Origin of the sequence: Mesorhizobium norvegicum (genome assembly GCF_004919685.1) — a bacterium.
In the GTDB taxonomy this organism is placed as follows: Bacteria; Pseudomonadota; Alphaproteobacteria; order Rhizobiales; family Rhizobiaceae; genus Mesorhizobium; species Mesorhizobium norvegicum.
Genome location: NZ_SMYZ01000054.1, coordinates 23,480 through 38,907, shown reverse-complemented (window position 1 = coordinate 38,907; position 15,428 = coordinate 23,480). Strand labels below are relative to the sequence as shown.

The 15,428-nt window shown below is 65.0% G+C and carries 11 protein-coding genes; 8 read left to right on the top strand and 3 right to left on the bottom strand.

Annotation, left to right across the window (positions count from 1 at the left end; genetic code table 11):
* Positions 1-6: 6 nt before the first annotated feature.
* Positions 7-1,560 carry a trimethylamine methyltransferase family protein gene (locus FCU66_RS22270; protein WP_136618240.1) on the top strand — a complete coding sequence of 518 codons (1,554 nt, stop codon included), beginning with the start codon at positions 7-9 and terminating at the stop codon, positions 1,558-1,560.
* Between the two features lie 103 nt (positions 1,561-1,663).
* Positions 1,664-2,419, top strand: coding sequence for a bestrophin-like domain (locus FCU66_RS22265; RefSeq protein ID WP_181956568.1), 756 nt, complete (start codon positions 1,664-1,666; stop codon positions 2,417-2,419).
* A 115-nt stretch (positions 2,420-2,534) separates the two neighbouring features.
* Here FCU66_RS22265 and FCU66_RS22260 read toward each other — a convergent pair whose 3' ends face one another.
* A complete protein-coding gene (locus FCU66_RS22260) occupies positions 2,535-3,560 on the bottom strand; it encodes a LacI family DNA-binding transcriptional regulator (protein WP_136618242.1) in 1,026 nt (341 codons plus the stop codon).
* 197 nt (positions 3,561-3,757) lie between these two features.
* Between FCU66_RS22260 and FCU66_RS22255 the strand changes: the two genes are divergently transcribed.
* The 5 genes from FCU66_RS22255 (at position 3,758) to FCU66_RS22235 (ending at position 8,718) form a co-directional block, all read left to right on the top strand.
* Complete coding sequence (locus tag FCU66_RS22255; protein WP_136618243.1) at positions 3,758-4,789, top strand: Gfo/Idh/MocA family protein; 1,032 nt, start codon at positions 3,758-3,760, stop codon at positions 4,787-4,789.
* A complete protein-coding gene (locus tag FCU66_RS22250; RefSeq protein ID WP_136618244.1) occupies positions 4,786-5,694 on the top strand; it encodes a sugar phosphate isomerase/epimerase family protein in 909 nt (302 codons plus the stop codon). Before FCU66_RS22255 ends, FCU66_RS22250 begins: the two co-directional genes overlap by 4 nt.
* A 98-nt stretch (positions 5,695-5,792) precedes the next feature.
* A complete protein-coding gene (locus FCU66_RS22245) occupies positions 5,793-6,800 on the top strand; it encodes a substrate-binding domain-containing protein (protein WP_136618245.1) in 1,008 nt (335 codons plus the stop codon).
* A gap of 74 nt (positions 6,801-6,874) precedes the next feature.
* Positions 6,875-7,672, top strand: coding sequence for an ATP-binding cassette domain-containing protein (locus FCU66_RS22240; protein ID WP_136618246.1), 798 nt, complete (start codon positions 6,875-6,877; stop codon positions 7,670-7,672).
* The gene (locus FCU66_RS22235) at positions 7,669-8,718 is read left to right on the top strand and encodes an ABC transporter permease (protein WP_136618247.1); all 1,050 of its coding nucleotides are present in this window, start codon (positions 7,669-7,671) and stop codon (positions 8,716-8,718) included. The genes FCU66_RS22240 and FCU66_RS22235 overlap by 4 nt, the downstream gene beginning before the upstream one ends.
* A gap of 376 nt (positions 8,719-9,094) precedes the next feature.
* On the opposite strand, the gene FCU66_RS22230 is transcribed toward FCU66_RS22235, so the two are convergent.
* Together FCU66_RS22230 and FCU66_RS22225 are read right to left on the bottom strand one after the other, a co-directional pair.
* Positions 9,095-11,791, bottom strand: a complete 2,697-nt coding sequence (locus FCU66_RS22230) for an ATP-dependent helicase (protein ID WP_136618248.1) — start codon at positions 11,789-11,791, stop codon at positions 9,095-9,097.
* A gap of 79 nt (positions 11,792-11,870) precedes the next feature.
* A complete protein-coding gene (locus tag FCU66_RS22225; RefSeq protein WP_136618249.1) occupies positions 11,871-12,698 on the bottom strand; it encodes a DUF2059 domain-containing protein in 828 nt (275 codons plus the stop codon).
* A gap of 197 nt (positions 12,699-12,895) precedes the next feature.
* Here FCU66_RS22225 and FCU66_RS22220 point away from each other — a divergent pair, with 197 nt between their 5' ends.
* Positions 12,896-15,211, top strand: coding sequence for a glucose/quinate/shikimate family membrane-bound PQQ-dependent dehydrogenase (locus FCU66_RS22220; RefSeq protein WP_136618250.1), 2,316 nt, complete (start codon positions 12,896-12,898; stop codon positions 15,209-15,211).
* Positions 15,212-15,428: the final 217 nt, after the last annotated feature.

Below are 15,428 nucleotides of genomic sequence, written 5' to 3'. Positions count from 1 at the left end.
TTTCTGATGGTCGATGACGCGGCACGGGACAGCAGGCGCGAACGCCGGCGTGGACGCACGGGCGAGGCCGGCAGCGAAAGCAGCCGCCGGCCCAATTATCATTCGCTGAAGAACCCGTTCCTGCCGCAGCCGATCTTTTCGGATGATCAGGTGGCATCGATCCACGACACGGCGCTGCGCGTGCTGGAAGAGCTCGGCATCAAGGTGCTGCTGCCGCAGGCGCGTGAGCATTTCGCCCGCGCCGGCGCCCTGGTCGATCCGGACACCGACATGGTGCGCATCGGCCGCGACATGGTGACGGCGGCACTCGCCTCGGCGCCGAAGTCGATCCGCGCCCATGCCGGTTCCCGCGCCCGCGATCTGACGCTCGAACTCGGCTCGATGACCTTCCTGGCTGGGTGCGGGGCGCCGAACGTCACCGACCTCGAGCGCGGCCGGCGGCCGGGAACGCTGGCCGATTTCGAGGATCTGATGCGGCTGGTGCAGCATTTCGACGTGCTGCATATGCTGGGACCGTGCATCGAGCCGCAGGATGTCGACAACCGCTTTCGCCACTATGCCGTCAACCGCGCGCAGCTGACGCTGTCGGACAAGTTTCCCTTCGTCTTCGCCCGCGGCACGCCGCAGGTCGAAGACGGTTTTGCGATGCTGCGGCTGGCGCGCGGCTTGTCGGACGACGAGTTTCTGGCGGGCGCGCATTGCTACACCGTCATCAACACCAACTCGCCACGCCAGCTCGATATTCCGATGGCGCAAGGCATCATCGATTTCGCCCGCGCCGGCCAGGTCTCCGTCATCACGCCGTTCTGCCTGGCAGGCGCGATGGCGCCAATCACGGTCGCCGGCGCGCTGACTCTGCAGCATGCCGAGGCGCTGGCCGGGCTGACGCTGGCGCAGATCGTGCGGCCGGGTGCGCCGGTCGTCTACGGCTCGTTCTCCTCCAATGTCGACATGAAATCCGGGGCGCCGGCCTTCGGCACGCCGGAGCACGTCAAGGCGACGCTGGGCGCTGGCCAGCTGGCGCGCTTCACCGGGCTGCCGTGGCGGTCCGGCGGCGGCAGTGCGGCCAACATCTCCGATGCGCAGGCCGCGCACGAAACCCAGTTCGCACTGTGGGGCTCGGTGCTGGCCGGGGCGACGATGTGCATCCATGCCGCCGGCTGGCTGGAGGGCGGCCTCAGTGTCTCCTTCGAGAAACTGATCACCGATATCGAGGCGCTGCAGACGGTGGCTGAACTCTGCGCCGCGACGCCCGGCGACACCGATACGATCGGTTTCGAGGCGATCGCCGAAGTGCAGCCGGGCGGCCATTTCTTCTCGGCCGGCCACACCATGGCGCGCTATCGCACCGCTTTCTACGAGCCGCTGGTGGCCGATTGGTCGAATTTCGGCAACTGGACGCAAAGTGGCTCGAAGACGGCGAGCGAACGCGCCACCGGCGTCTGGAGACGGGCGCTGGCCGATTTCGTTCCGCCGGCTTCGGCCGTCGCCACCGCGGGCGTTCTCGACGAATTCATCGCGCGGCGCACCGCAGAGGGCGGAGCGGCGCCGGTGTCGTGAAATACGGCAGTCGCGTAAGCGCCTGACGCTCGCCGCAATTTTCGCAGTGTGATCGGTGCCGGGGTCATTGGCAATCGGCGCATGCCGTGCAGAAATGTGCGGCATGCGCGAAGCCTTGTTTGCAGCAGTGATCTTCCTGTGCCTGGCGGCCGCGCCGATGGTCAGCATGGCGATCTGGCCCAGGCTGCCAGCCAGGCATCGCGACGACGATACCAACGCCGTGGTGCGGCTGGCTGCCAATCTGTTCGGGGTCATGACCTCGCTGGTGCTCGGCCTGATGATCAACTCGGCCAAGAACACCTTCGAATCGATCGACCACAATGTGCACGCCTATGCGACGGAGATGATCCTGCTCGACAGGATCTTGCGCCAGTATGGCCCTGAAACCGATGCGGTGCGCGAACCGCTCACCGCCTATGTGCAGAGGGTGGCGGTCGGCTCGTCGCGCACCAACGAAACCCCTGTAGTCGCCAACCAGCTGTCCGAACGCTTGCTGACGGAGATCGGCACCCGGCTGAACGCGCTGGCGCCGGCCGACGCGGCGCGCGGCTCCATCCTGCAGGACGCGCGCCAGCGCCTGCAGAAGGTGCTGGAACTGCGCTGGGTGCTGATCGAGCAGTCGGAGGGCGCGATCCCCTGGCCGCTGATCGCCATGCTGGTTGCGTGGCTGGCGCTGATCTTCGCCAGTTTCGGGTTCAGGGCGCCCCGCAACGCGATAACGGTTTCGACCTTCGTGGTTTCGGCCGTGCTGATCGCCGGGGCGCTCTACCTGATCCTCGACATGGACGTGCCGTTCTCCGGCCCGATCCAGATTTCGCCGGCGCCGCTGGAGAGGGCGCTGGCGGAATTGCAGCAATGACGCGGAACCGGCGTCGGTCCCGTTCATTCATGGGAATGGCCAACGGAGTCGGAAACACCATTTTCGACTCGGCCTGACCTGAATCTCAATACGCCGCGTGGCCCTGCTGCTTCGATCAATCGCTGTCGCGTGCGACCAGTTCCAGCGGCCAGACTTCGCGCAGGATCCGTGGACCCTCCGGGCCGGCGAAGGCCGGGATCGAGGCCAGCAGCATTTCAGCAAGCCGCTGTCCCATCGGCTCAAGCGCCGGGCGGAAGGCTGTCAGCGCCGGCGAAAAGTAGCGGCAAAGCGGCGTGTCGACGATGACGGTCACCGCCATGTCGTGACCCGGCCTGATGCCCATCTCGGCCAGCGCCTTGCAGCCGCCAAGCGCCATCGCATCATTGTTGAAGATGATGGCGGTCGGCGGGGCCTTGGATCGCATGACCTGCGGCGTCACTTCGTAGCCGCCGGCCTCGTTGATGAAGCCTGACGCGATCAGTTCGGGGTCGATCTCGATGCCGTGCCGCCGCAAGGCCTTGCGGTAGCCGGCCAGGAATAGATAACCGAAGTTGAGGTCGAGCGACGGGCGGACGGCGGCGATGCGGCGGTGGCCGCGCGCCACAAGGCGGTCGACCGCGTCGGCCCCGGCCTTCTCGAAATCAAGGTCGAGGGAAGGGTAGGACTTGGCCCCGGAGCGGCTGCGCCCAAGCGTGGCGAACGGAAAGCCGGTCTGGGTGAGATAGTCGATGCGCTCGTCCTCGCGCCGTGTCCAGGCCAGCAGCACCGCATCGGCGCGGCGTGTCTCGACGACACGGCGCAGGCGCTCCTGCTGGTAGTCGCCCGGCGCGCCCATCACCACGATCAGGTCGAGCCCGCTTTCGGCGAGCCTGGCCTGCAGCCCGATCAGGAACGGAATGAAGAACGGTTCGCCATATTGCTGGTCGCCCGGATGCGGCTGCAGCATAAAGGCGATCGAATGGGTGGCGCCCTGCCGCAGACTGCGGCCGGACTGGTTCGGTGAATAGTTGAGCGTCCTGGCCGCCTCGAGCACGCGCTGGCGCGTGTCGGCATTGACGTCGGCGCGGCCGTTCAGCGCCCGCGACACGGTGCCGATCGAAATGTTCAGGTGACGGGCAAGGTCGTGAATGCTGGACGCCAAGTGACTGTTCTCCCCCTTGCTTGGCTAGCACCGGTAGCCGCTCAGGCCAAGGCGAGAAGACGATTTTTGCGAGCGGCCAATTGACATTCTACGCCTTCGGGTGTGTTCTCGTAAACGTTTACGGAAAAACGTTTACGGTCTTGCCGTGGACGCCGTGACGATCGGTCTGGAGGGACCGAGCGGAGGAGGAGCGCCGGATGATCAATGCCGTCCTGGTCGGCTGCGGAGCGATGAGCAAGGCCTGGCTCGATGCCATCAGGCAAATCGACGGGCTCGCCATTGTCGGCCTTGTCGACCTCGATGCCGACAGGGCGCGGGCGAGGGCGCAAGAATACGACCTCACCAATGCCGTCATCGGAACCAGCCTCGACGCAGTACTCGACCGCACCCGACCTGACGCAGTGTTCGACGTCGTGGTTCCGGCGGCGCGGCGCGAGGTCGCGCTTTCCGCCTTTGCCCATCATTGCCACCTCTTGACGGAAAAGCCGCTCGCCGACAGCCCGGAGAATGCGCGCGCCATCGTCGAGGCTGCTCGCCAGGCCGGGCGCATTCATGCCGTCGTCCAGAACCGTCGCTATGTCGCCAATGTCAGGCGCATCAGGCGCTTTCTCTCTTCCGGCGCCATTGGTGCGCCGACCAGCATCCATGCCGACTTCTTCGTCGCGCCGCATTTCGGCGGCTTTCGCGAGGAGATGGCGCATGTCCTGCTGCTCGACATGGCGATCCACACATTCGACGCCGCCCGCTATATGGTCGCCGGCGAGCCGGCCAATGTCTATTGCCAGGAATGGGAGCCGGCCAATTCCTGGTACCGGCAGGGATCGTCGGCCAGTGCCGTCTTCGACCTCGGTGGCGGCAAGCAGTTCACCTATGCCGGCAGCTGGTGCGCCGCCGGCTTCCGCACCAGCTGGGAGGGCGACTGGCGCATCGTCGCCGAGCGCGGCAGCCTCATTTGGGATGGCCACGACGCGCTGAAGGCAGAAGTGGTGGTGCCGGGCCGAGACGGCTTGCTCGACAAAACCCAGCCGATCGATGTGCCGCCGCTCGACGCGTCCGACCGCATCGGCGGTCATCTCGGCATCATCCAGGATTTCATCCGAGCCATCGAGACCGGCACCGAGCCGGAAACGCGTGGCGCCGACAACATCAAGAGCCTGGCCATGGTTTTCGGCGCCATCGAGAGCGCCGAAACCGGACGCCGCGTTGCAATCGCAGAGGAAGCACAATGACGCCAAACCCGCTTCTCGACATCCGGATCGGCACCATGGTGCGGGCCAATCTCGATGATCCGGCGGCCTACATCAAACAGATCCTGCCGCTCGGCTTCGAGAGCATCCAGCCCTTCTTCTGGCAAACACTGGGCGGCAAGGACTTGCCACGGCTGGCCGGTGATATCCGCGAGGCGATCGGCGATGCGGATGTCAGCGTTTCGTCGATCGGCGTGTTCGGCAATCCGCTGGAAGACGGCGAGGTCGATCGCGGCGTGCTCGCAGCCTGGGAAACGGTCATCGACAATGCGCATCTGTTCGGCACCTCGATGGTCAGTGGCTTCACCGGCCGCCTGCGCGGCAAGAAGCTGACCGACAGCCTGCCGCGCTTCAAGGAAGTCTGGGGGCCACTGGCAAAGCGTGCCGCCGACAAGGGCGTGCGCATCGCCTTCGAGAACTGCGCGATGGACGGCAACTGGGCTGCAGGCGACTGGAACATCGCCCACAATCCGGACGCCTGGGAGCTGATGTTCAACGAATTGCCTGACGACAATCTCGGGCTGGAATGGGAACCCTGCCATCAGTTGGTCTATCTCATCGATCCGATGCCGCAGATCCGCAAATGGGCGCCCCGCATCTTCCACGTCCACGGCAAGGACGCGACGGTGCGCTGGGATGTCATCCGCGAGCATGGCGTGTTCGGCCGGCTGCCCTTCGTGCAGATGCGCACGCCGGGTTTTGGCGACAGCGACTGGACGCGGGTGATCAGCGAATTGCGGCTGGCCGGGTACAAGGGCGCCATCGACATCGAGGGCTGGCACGACCCGGTCTATCGCGGCGACCTGGAGATCACCGGCCAGGCACGCGCCCTGGAATATCTGAAGCAATGCCGGGGAGGCGCCAGCTACCTGCTTAACCCGGTGTGAGGATCGGCCGGCGGGAGGAGCCGGCCGTCAAGTGGTACTGCCGAAGCAATCGTCAGAAAGCCCCTCGGCTGACGAGGGAAACAATGGGAGGAACGTGCATGAGCATCGCGATCAGAACGACACTTCTGCGCTCGACCGTCGTGGCCGGCGCCACGGCGCTTGCCGCTGCAATCTCCACCTTGCCCGCGCAGGCGCTCGACGCCCAATGGTGCAAGGACGTCCACATCCGCTTCTTCGTCGGCGGCGCCGAGGGCGACGCGTTCGGCACCATCGTCTACAATGGCGCCAAGCAGGCGGCGGCCGATCTCGGGCCGAAAGTCGACTACATCTTCTCGGGCTGGGACATCGAAAAGATGGTGCAGCAATTGCGCGAGGCGGTCGCCGTGAAGCCCAACGGCATCGCCATGATGGGCCACCCCGGCGACGCGTCGATCATGCCGCTCGCCGAACAGGCGCACAAGGACGGCATCAAGATGATGTACCAGAACGTGCCGGTGCCGAAGGTGACGGCGGCGTTCGGCGGCGGCTATGTCGGCGCCCAGCAGGAGCAGCAGGGCCGCGCGCTCGGCGCCGAGGCGTTCAAGCTGGCCAAGCTGAAAGCCGGCGACAAGGCGATCATGATCGGCCCGTTCGACAATGAGAGCCGCGGCGCACGCGAGCGCGGTACGGTGGCAGCGCTCAAGGAGGCCGGCGTCGAGGTCATCCAGCTCTCCTCGCCACCCGAATGGGCCGCCGATCCCAATCAGGCCATTCCGGTGATCACCGCGGCCCTGCTCAACAATCCCGACGTCAAGGCGGTCGGTTATCCCGGCGGACAGATGCTCGGCAACGTCCCGACCTACATGCAGGCGGCCGGACGCAAGGCAGGCGAGATCTTCAACTTCGGCTTCGACACCAGCCCGCAGATCGTCGAGGGTTTCAAGGGCGGCTGGGTGCAGCTGACGGCCGACCAGCAGCCGTTCCTGCAGGGCTATCTGCCGATCCTCAGCCTGTGCCAGCAGGTGGTGCTGGGCCTGGCGCCGATGAATGTCGACACCGGCGCCGGTTTCGTCACGCCGCAGAATTACGAGATCGTCGCAGAACTCGCCAAGCAGGCGCTGCGCTGACCTCCCAAGCCGTCGGCCGGGTTCAAACCCGGCCGACGGGACCGCCGGCACCCGGAAACAAAGCGAGGACCGCCATGGCCGAACGTCTCATCGAACTGCGCGATATCAGCAAATCCTATGGCCACGTCTATGCACTGGGCGGGGTCAATCTTAGCGTCGACCGCGGCGAGGTGGTCGGCCTGATCGGTGACAATGGCGCCGGCAAGTCGACGCTGATCAAGATCCTGTCGGGCGTGGTCAAGCCGACCAGCGGCGAGATCCTCATCCGCGGCAAGCCGGTCACCGGATGGAATGCGGCGCGCTCGCGCGAGGCCGGCATCGAGACGGTGTTCCAGGACCGGGCGTTGGCCGTGCAGCAGACCATCGTGCGCAACATCTTCATGGGCCGCGAGCTCACCGGCTTTCTCGGCTGGCTGAAGGTCAACAAGGAGATCGAGGAGGCGAGCCGGCTGATGCGCGAGATCGGCTTCACCTCAAAGGTGTTCACGCCGCAGTCGATCGTCGGCCAGTTGTCGGGCGGTGAGCGCCAGGGCGTGGCGATCGCGCGCGCCATCTACAAGCAGGCCGAGCTGATCGTCCTCGACGAGCCGACGACGGCGTTGTCGCTGACCGAAACCGCCAAGGTCTTCCATTTCGTGCGCCAGGTGCGGGCGAGCGGCCGCTCGATCCTGTTCATCGGCCACAACATCCATCATGTCTTCGACATCGCCGATCGCTTCGTCGTGCTGGATCGCGGCAAAGTGGCACTGTCCGCCGACCGGAGCGAGGTCAAGTCGGCCGAACACCTCATCAACTTCATGGAAGACGTCGCACACCCGGGCGGATTGGCCGGACTGCACGACGCCGGCGACGCGGAGCAGAGAGAACGATGAGCAAGACCATGGAGCCCGATCTGCACGAGCCGTCCGCCGGTATTCCTCGCCCCAGCCCCCAGAAGGCGTGGAAGCACCCATCCGATCACTGGGTGCGCGGCTTCATCCTCGACAACCGCGCTTCGCTCGGCACGCTCGGCGTGTTTATCGTCATGATGGCGGCGTTCATGATCGCCAACCCGACCGTCTTCACCACCTGGTATCTCTACCGCTCGGTGCTGACGACGCTGCCGGTGGCGCTGTTCGTGGTGGTGCCGCTTGTCTTTGTCGTCACCTGTGGCGAGATCGACCTGTCGTTTCCGGCAACGATGGGTTTTGCCTCATGGGTCTTCTCGCTGGTCGTGCAGGCCGGCTACGATCCGTTCCTCGGCATCGTCGCGGCGCTGATCACCGGCATGCTGCTCGGCTTCCTCGTCGGGTCGCTGGTGGTCTATGGCGGGCTGTCGTCGCTGATCGCCACGCTCGGCATGAATTTCCTGTTGCGCGGCCTGATCCAGATCATCAACGAAGGCAAGTCGATGGCGCTGACCAGCCTTGCCGACAGCTGGGCCTACACGATCTTTTCCAGCCAACTCCTGGGCATTCCGGTGCAGATCTTCTGGGCCATCGCCTTCGTCGTGCTGTCGGCGATGCTCTACAACCGCCACCGCTTCGGCGCGCAGGTGAAGGTGGTCGGCGACAATCCCGACAGCGCCCAGCAGATGGGCATCGACGTCAAGCGCGTGCGGGTGAAAGTGTTCGTCTTCGTCGGCATTGGTGCGGCAATCGCCGGCACCTTCTCGGTGATGATCAACTTCACCTGGTGGCCGACGGCCGGTGACGGCTATCTCCTGCCGGTGCTGGCATCGGTGTTCGTCGGCGGCACGCCGACCTGGGGCGGTATCGGCACGGTGGTCGGCGGCGCCATCGGCGCGGTCACAGTGTCCTTCATCCAGACCGGCGTCGTCGCGGCCGGCCTGAGCGGCTTCTACGTCCAGTTCTTCAACGGGCTGATCATCATCCTGTCGCTGCTCGGCCACAAGTGGAACCAGGCGCGCTATCGGTGAGGGGGCTGTTTCGTTGGACGATTGGCGCAGACGCCCATCGTTTCGTCATCCACGGGCGAAGCAAGGAGCGTAGCGACGCAGCGCAGACCCGAGGAGCTGCTCCGCAGCCCAAGGGGATCCATGCCGCGACTTAAAAGTACCGCTCCGGTGCAGAATTCTGCTCCGCTGCATTCCTGGGCGAAGGTCGCGGCATGGATCCTCGGGTCTCCGCGACGTCGCTTCGCTCCTGCTCCGCCCGTGGATGACGAAGGTGGGGGCTTCCGCCAGAGAAATGATCCCACTACTGGATATGTTGGATGTTGAAGTGATGATCGTATCGTCAAAGTAGACGCATACACAAGGCGGTCACTTGTAGGACAACGGGGCAAGCGGACGCTCACACCGCCGCGACAAACCCGTCCAGCACGCGTTTCTGGCCGGCCTTGTCGAAGTCGATGGTCAGCTTGTTGCCTTCGATGGCCGAGATGTTGCCGTTGCCGAATTTCTGATGGAAGACGCGGTCGCCGACGTTGAAGGGGGACGGCTTGTCGGCGACGGATTTGGCAACCAGTTCGCCGTCGATGGTGCGGCCCTTGACCGAGGTGCGGCCGGCGCCGTAGCCGGAATCGGTCTCGCCATAGCCGATGCGCTCGACCTGATGGCCGGAGCGCGAGCCCCAGTTGCGGTCGGTGGCTTCGGTGCGATTGGCCTGCGCGCGCTGCCAGCCCGGCGTCGCATAGGTGTTGGAGAAGGCGCCGGATTTTTCGGTGTCGGCGCCAACATTGTCGAAGCGCGAGGCGCCATACGGGTTCTGTCTTCCGCCCCCTTGGCCGCCGCGGCCGGAGGCAAAAGAACCGCCGCCATAGGAATTGCCGTAGCCGCCATAGGAGTTGCCGCTTTCGGCGACCTCGACATGGGCTTCCGGCAGTTCGTCGAGAAAGCGCGACGGGATGGTCGATTGCCACAGACCATGGATGCGGCGGTTGGAGACGAACCACAGATGCAGGTTCTTCTTGGCGCGGGTCAGGCCGACATAGGCAAGCCGGCGCTCTTCCTCCAGCCCGGAGCGGCCGCCCTCATCGAGCGCGCGCTGATGCGGGAACAGGCCTTCCTCCCAGCCGGGCAGGAAGACGGTCTCGAATTCGAGGCCCTTGGCCGAATGCAGCGTCATGATGCTGACGGCGTCGAGCCCGGCATTCTGCTCGGCGTCCATGACGAGTGCTACATGCTCGAGGAAGGAGCGCAGCGATTCATACTCCTCCATGGAGCGGATCAGCTCTTTCAGGTTCTCCAGCCGGCCGGGGGCTTCGACCGAGCGGTCGTTCTTCCACATATCGGTGTAGCCGCTCTCTTCGAGAATGGTCTCGGCGAGTTCGGTGTGCGGCGTGGTTTCCAGCGCCTTCTGCCAGCGCTCGAAATTGGCCGCGACCTCGCGCAATGCCGCGCGCGGCTTCGGCTTCAACTCGTCGCTTTCGGCCAGTTTGGCGGCGGCTTCCAGCATCGGGATGCGCAGCGCACGCGCCGTGTCGTGGATCTGGCGGATGGTGGCTTCACCCAGGCCGCGCTTGGGCACATTGACGATGCGCTCGAAGGCGAGGTCGTCGGCGCCTTGCGCGACGACGCGGAAAAAGGCCAGCGCATCGCGGATCTCCATGCGCTCGTAGAAGCGCGGGCCGCCGATGACGCGGTAATTGAGGCCGAGCGTGACGAAGCGGTCTTCAAACTCGCGCATCTGGAAGGAGGCGCGGACCAGGATCGCCATGTCGTTGAGATTGTGCTTTTGCCGCTGGTAGGTCTCGATGGTCTCGCCGACGGCGCGGGCTTCCTCCTCGGAATCCCAGGCGGCGTGGACATGCACCTTGCCGTCCTCCGGCTCGTCGCGGTCGGTGAACAGCGTCTTGCCGAAGCGGCCCTCATTGTGGGCGATGAGATGGGAGGCGGCGCCAAGGATATGCGCGGTGGAGCGGTAGTTGCGCTCCAGCCTTATGATGGTGGCGCCGGGAAAATCCTTGTCGAAGCGCAGGATGTTGTCGATCTCGGCGCCGCGCCAGCCATAGATGGATTGATCGTCGTCGCCGACGCAGCAGATGTTGACGGTGGCGGTGCGCTGATATCCCTCCCCCTTGAGGGGAGGGTGGCCGGGCGAAGCCCGGTCGGGTGGGGTCCTTGCGGCAGTGCTCGACGTTCTGGAGGTGCCTTCTGCGGCGACCCCCTCCGCCCGCTTCGCGGGCACCTCCACCTCAAGGGGGGAGGATTGCGGCCTTTGCGCCAGGAGCCGCAGCCACATGTACTGCGCGGTGTTGGTGTCCTGATACTCGTCGACGAGGATGTATTTGAAGCGCTTGTGGTATTCCTTCAGCACGTCCGGATTGGCGCGGAAGATGCGGATCGGGTGGCACAGGAGGTCGCCGAAGTCGCAGGCGTTCAGCGTCTTCAGCCGCTCCTGATAGGCCTTGTAGAGTTCGCGGCCCTTGCCATTGGCGAAGGCGCGCGCGTCGCCCTCGGCGATGTCGGCCGGGCCTTGCCCCTTGTTCTTCCAGCCGTCGATCATCTGGGCGAACTGCTTGGCCGGCCAGCGCTTGTCGTCGAGACCCTCGGCCTGGATCAGCTGCTTGATCAGCCGCACCACATCGTCGGTGTCGAGGATGGTGAAGTCGGAGCGCAAGCCGGCAAGCTCGGCATGGCGGCGCAGCAGCTTGACGCCGATCGAGTGGAAGGTGCCGAGCCAAGGCATGCCCTCGACATTGCCTTCGCCGATCAGGACGCCGATGCGGATCTTCATCTCGCGCGCGGCCTTGTTGGTGAAGGTCACCGCAAGGATCTGCGACGGGAACGCCTTGCCGGTGGCGAGGATGTGGGCGATGCGGGTGGTGAGCACGCGGGTCTTGCCGGTGCCGGCGCCGGCCAGCACCAGAACCGGACCTTCGGTGGTTTCCACCGCCAGCCGCTGCTCCGGGTTCAACCCCTTCAGATAGTCGGGCGCATTGTTGTGGCCGCTGCGGGCAGCCATGGCGCGCGCGGCAATGCCCGACGGGGCCGTGGGCCGCGCATTGGGTTCGTCGAAAAAGGGCATGTCTTCGGAAAAGCCGGACATTGCCCCGAATGTAGTGATTCGGGAGCGAAAGACCAGAAGTGTCTACGTTTTGTTCCGGTAAAGTGCCTGATATCGCCGTTCAGGCCTTGCGGTAACCGAGGGCGACGAAAAATCGATGTCCAAACGAGCGCGCCTCGTCGGTCATCACCGCACCGAGGGCGACCTGCATCTGGTCGTAATAGTGGCTGCCGGCGGGTGACGCCAGGAAAGCCTCGTAACGTCTGAGATCCTCAAGCGGCAGATCCCGGTAAATGTAGGCTACGGAGTCCATGACATCCTTTTCGATGTCTCGGCGAAGCCCTTCGGACCGCTGACGCAGCAAGGCCATGATCTGGTCGTCGGGCAGGGCCTTTCCGGCCGCCCCCAGCATTTCGGAAAGCATCGCATAGCCCATGTTCAAGGCGACGGCTTCTCCGGTGTCGACAGCGCTGAGATCATCCGCGATCTTCTTGTACAGCTCGAGCCGGGCCGGATCCCTGGACGGAAGCTCGCCGAGGATTTTTGGGCCTTCGATCTTCTTGCGTTCCCTCTCTTCCTGGGTGGAAGCCTGGATTTCCAGCGTCGTGACCTGTTTGCCCAGCGGCGAAGCGTAGAAAGAGCTCAGGTCGGACAGATCCTTGGCGGTCAGCTTGTCCGCCATTCGCGATTCGATGGCTGCCTCCATCTTGTTTGCGTCAAACGCACCTTCCATGGCCACTGCCAGCGCGTCCTGGACTTTTTGCGGCGGCGTTTCCGGCGCCGATTTCACGGCTGCGCTGAAACCCGGACCGATACCCGTCAGCATCTCGTGAAAGCCGTTCGCCTTGTTGATCTCATGAAGCGTCTGCGCCGGCGCGGCCACGGAGAGAGAGACAAGGCAGCAGAGCGCAAGCACCAATCGCGTCAGCGGCGGAACGAATGACGTCATTTTGCTTGCTCCAGAGGAGAGATGATCCAACGCAGACTGCTGGAAAACCCTGATACAGGCAAGATGATTGCCACCTTGGCGTGTGGCCAACTTGACAGGCGCGGCGGTCAGGAGAAAGTTGTGTCCAGGGCAGGAAGGTTACGCCGGGTTGCCCGTGGCTGCGCATGCGAGCGCGCAACAGTCGAAGGAGTATCATCTTGGCTGTCACCATCACCTCCCTCATTCTCTTGCTCATCGGTCTGGCGCTCGGCGGCGGCGGTATCCGTCTCGCGATGCTGGGCGGCAGCTGGTACTACATCATTGTCGGTCTCGCCTTCCTGATCGCCGCCTGGCTGCTCTACCGACGCCGATCCACCGCGCTGTGGCTCTACGCGGCGATCGTGCTCGGCACGCTAGCCTGGGCGGTCTGGGAAACCGGCTTCGACTGGTGGGAACTTGGGCCCCGCGGCGGCATCATCGTGCTGGTGGCGCTGTGGCTGCTGACTCCATGGGCGAGGCGGGGTCTTGCCGGCCCTGATGCGCGCGCGCCGCTCATCCTTGCCGTGCTGGCATCGCTTGCCGTCGCCGGTTATTCGATGACAGCCGATCCGAAGGACATCGCTGGAGAACTCGACACCGACAAGGTGATCCCCAACGCCAATCTCGGCAACGATGTGCCGGCCGGCGAGTGGCACTATTACGGGCGCACGCAGTTCGGCCAGCGCTACTCGCCGCTCGACCAGATCACGCCGGACAATGTCGCCAAGCTGCAGCCGGCCTGGACCTACCGCACCGGCGACGTGAAGGGTCCGGACGACATCGGCGAGACCACCTATCAGGTGACGCCGCTGAAGATCGGCGACACGCTCTACATCTGCACGCCGCACAATTTCGCCATCGCCATCGACGCCGCGAGCGGCAAGGAGAAATGGCGCTACGATCCCAAGATCAAGCTCGACAAGGACCGCCAGCACCAGACCTGCCGCGGCGTGTCCTACTATGCCGATGCGGCGATCGCCGCCGGCCAGCCGTGCGCGACCCGCGTCTACCTGCCGACCTCGGATGCGCGGCTGATCGCACTCGATGCCGCCAACGGCCAGGTCTGCCCCAGCTTCGCCGAGGGCGGCACGCTGAACCTTCTGACCAACATGCCCTATCCGAAGTCGGGCTATTATTACTCGACCTCGGCGCCGCTGATATCAGGCGGCAAGATCATCGTCGGCGGCGCGGTCAACGACAATTATTCGACGCAGGAGCCGTCCGGCGTCATCCGCGCCTACGATGTCGGCACCGGCGCGCTGGTGTGGAACTGGGATTCCGGCAATCCGGACCAGACGACGCCGCTGCCTGCCGGCCAGACCTATACCGCCAACTCGCCCAACATGTGGTCGACGCCGAGCGCCGACGAGAAGCTCGGCCTGCTCTACGTGCCGCTCGGCAACCAGACGCCGGATCAGCTCGGCGCCGGGCGCAGCGCCAATGTCGAGAAATTCTCGTCCTCGATCACCGCGCTCGACCTCAACACCGGGCAATTGCGCTGGGTGCGGCAGACCGTGCACCACGACCTCTGGGACATGGACGTGCCGGCGCAGCCGAGCCTGATCGACATCACCAAGGCCGACGGCACGGTGGTGCCGGCGCTGGTCGGGCCGACCAAACAGGGCGACCTCTATGTGCTCGACCGGCGCACCGGCGAGCCGGTCATTGCGGTCAAGGAAGTGCCGGCGCCCGGCGGCGCCATCGAAGGCGATCATACATCGCCGACGCAGCCGGCGTCGGACCTCTCCTTCAACCCGAAGCCGCTGACCGATGCCGATATGTGGGGCATCACGATGTTCGACCAGCTGGCGTGCCGGATCGCTTTCCACAAATTGCGCTATGAAGGCCGCTATACGCCGCCCTCGGTGCAGGGGTCGCTGATCTATCCCGGCAATTTCGGTGTCTTCAACTGGGGTGGCGTGGCGGTCGATCCGGTGCGGCAGGTGCTGTTCGGCATGCCGACCTATCTGGCCTTCACGTCGAGACTTGTGCCGCGCGCGGACGTGCCGCCGCCCGGCGACACCAAGGGCAGCGAGCAAGGGCTGAACCGCAACGAGGGCGCTCCCTATGCCGTGGTGATGGGGCCGTTCCTGTCGCCGCTCGGCATTCCCTGCCAGGCGCCGCCCTGGGGCTATGTCGCCGGTGCTGATCTCAGAACCGGCAAGATCGCCTACAAGCACCGCAACGGCACCGTCTACGACATGACGCCGCTGCCGTTGCCGCTGAAGGTCGGCGTGCCCGGCATTGGCGGGCCGATGATCACCGCCGGCGGCGTCGCCTTCCTGGGTGCGGCGGTCGACGACTATCTGCGCGCCTATGAGCTGACATCAGGCAAGCAACTGTGGCAGGCGCGGCTGCCGGCCGGCGGGCAATCAACGCCGATGACCTATACGGTCGCCGACGGCCGCCAGTTCGTGGTCATCGTCGCCGGCGGCCACGGTTCGGTCGGCACCAAGCCGGGGGATTATGTGATGGCCTATGCGCTGCCGAAGTAAGTGGGGGCAGGCAAAGGCTATCAGAAGGTCGCGCCGCCCCTCATCTGCCTGCCGGCATCTCCCCGTATAGTGACGGGGAGAAGGGGCAGTTTCAGCCTTCGCGTCACTCTCGCAACGCTGGTGATTGGCGAAACCGTTGATGACAGCGTCCTTCTCCCCGTCGCTATACGGGGAGAAGTGCCCGGCAGGGCGATGAGGGGCAGCGCTAACTTTCGTC

What these genes read in the sequence shown, in the direction of transcription:
- FCU66_RS22270 (WP_136618240.1), top strand. Translation starts at nt 7, where the DNA reads ATGGTCGATGACGCGGCACGGGACAGCAGGCGCGAACGCCGGCGTGGA.
- FCU66_RS22265 (WP_181956568.1), top strand. Translation starts at nt 1,664, where the DNA reads ATGCGCGAAGCCTTGTTTGCAGCAGTGATCTTCCTGTGCCTGGCGGCC.
- FCU66_RS22255 (WP_136618243.1), top strand. Translation starts at nt 3,758, where the DNA reads ATGATCAATGCCGTCCTGGTCGGCTGCGGAGCGATGAGCAAGGCCTGG.
- FCU66_RS22250 (WP_136618244.1), top strand. Translation starts at nt 4,786, where the DNA reads ATGACGCCAAACCCGCTTCTCGACATCCGGATCGGCACCATGGTGCGG.
- FCU66_RS22245 (WP_136618245.1), top strand. Translation starts at nt 5,793, where the DNA reads ATGAGCATCGCGATCAGAACGACACTTCTGCGCTCGACCGTCGTGGCC.
- FCU66_RS22240 (WP_136618246.1), top strand. Translation starts at nt 6,875, where the DNA reads ATGGCCGAACGTCTCATCGAACTGCGCGATATCAGCAAATCCTATGGC.
- FCU66_RS22235 (WP_136618247.1), top strand. Translation starts at nt 7,669, where the DNA reads ATGAGCAAGACCATGGAGCCCGATCTGCACGAGCCGTCCGCCGGTATT.
- FCU66_RS22230 (WP_136618248.1), bottom strand. Translation starts at nt 11,791, where the DNA reads ATGTCCGGCTTTTCCGAAGACATGCCCTTTTTCGACGAACCCAATGCG.
- FCU66_RS22225 (WP_136618249.1), bottom strand. Translation starts at nt 12,698, where the DNA reads ATGACGTCATTCGTTCCGCCGCTGACGCGATTGGTGCTTGCGCTCTGC.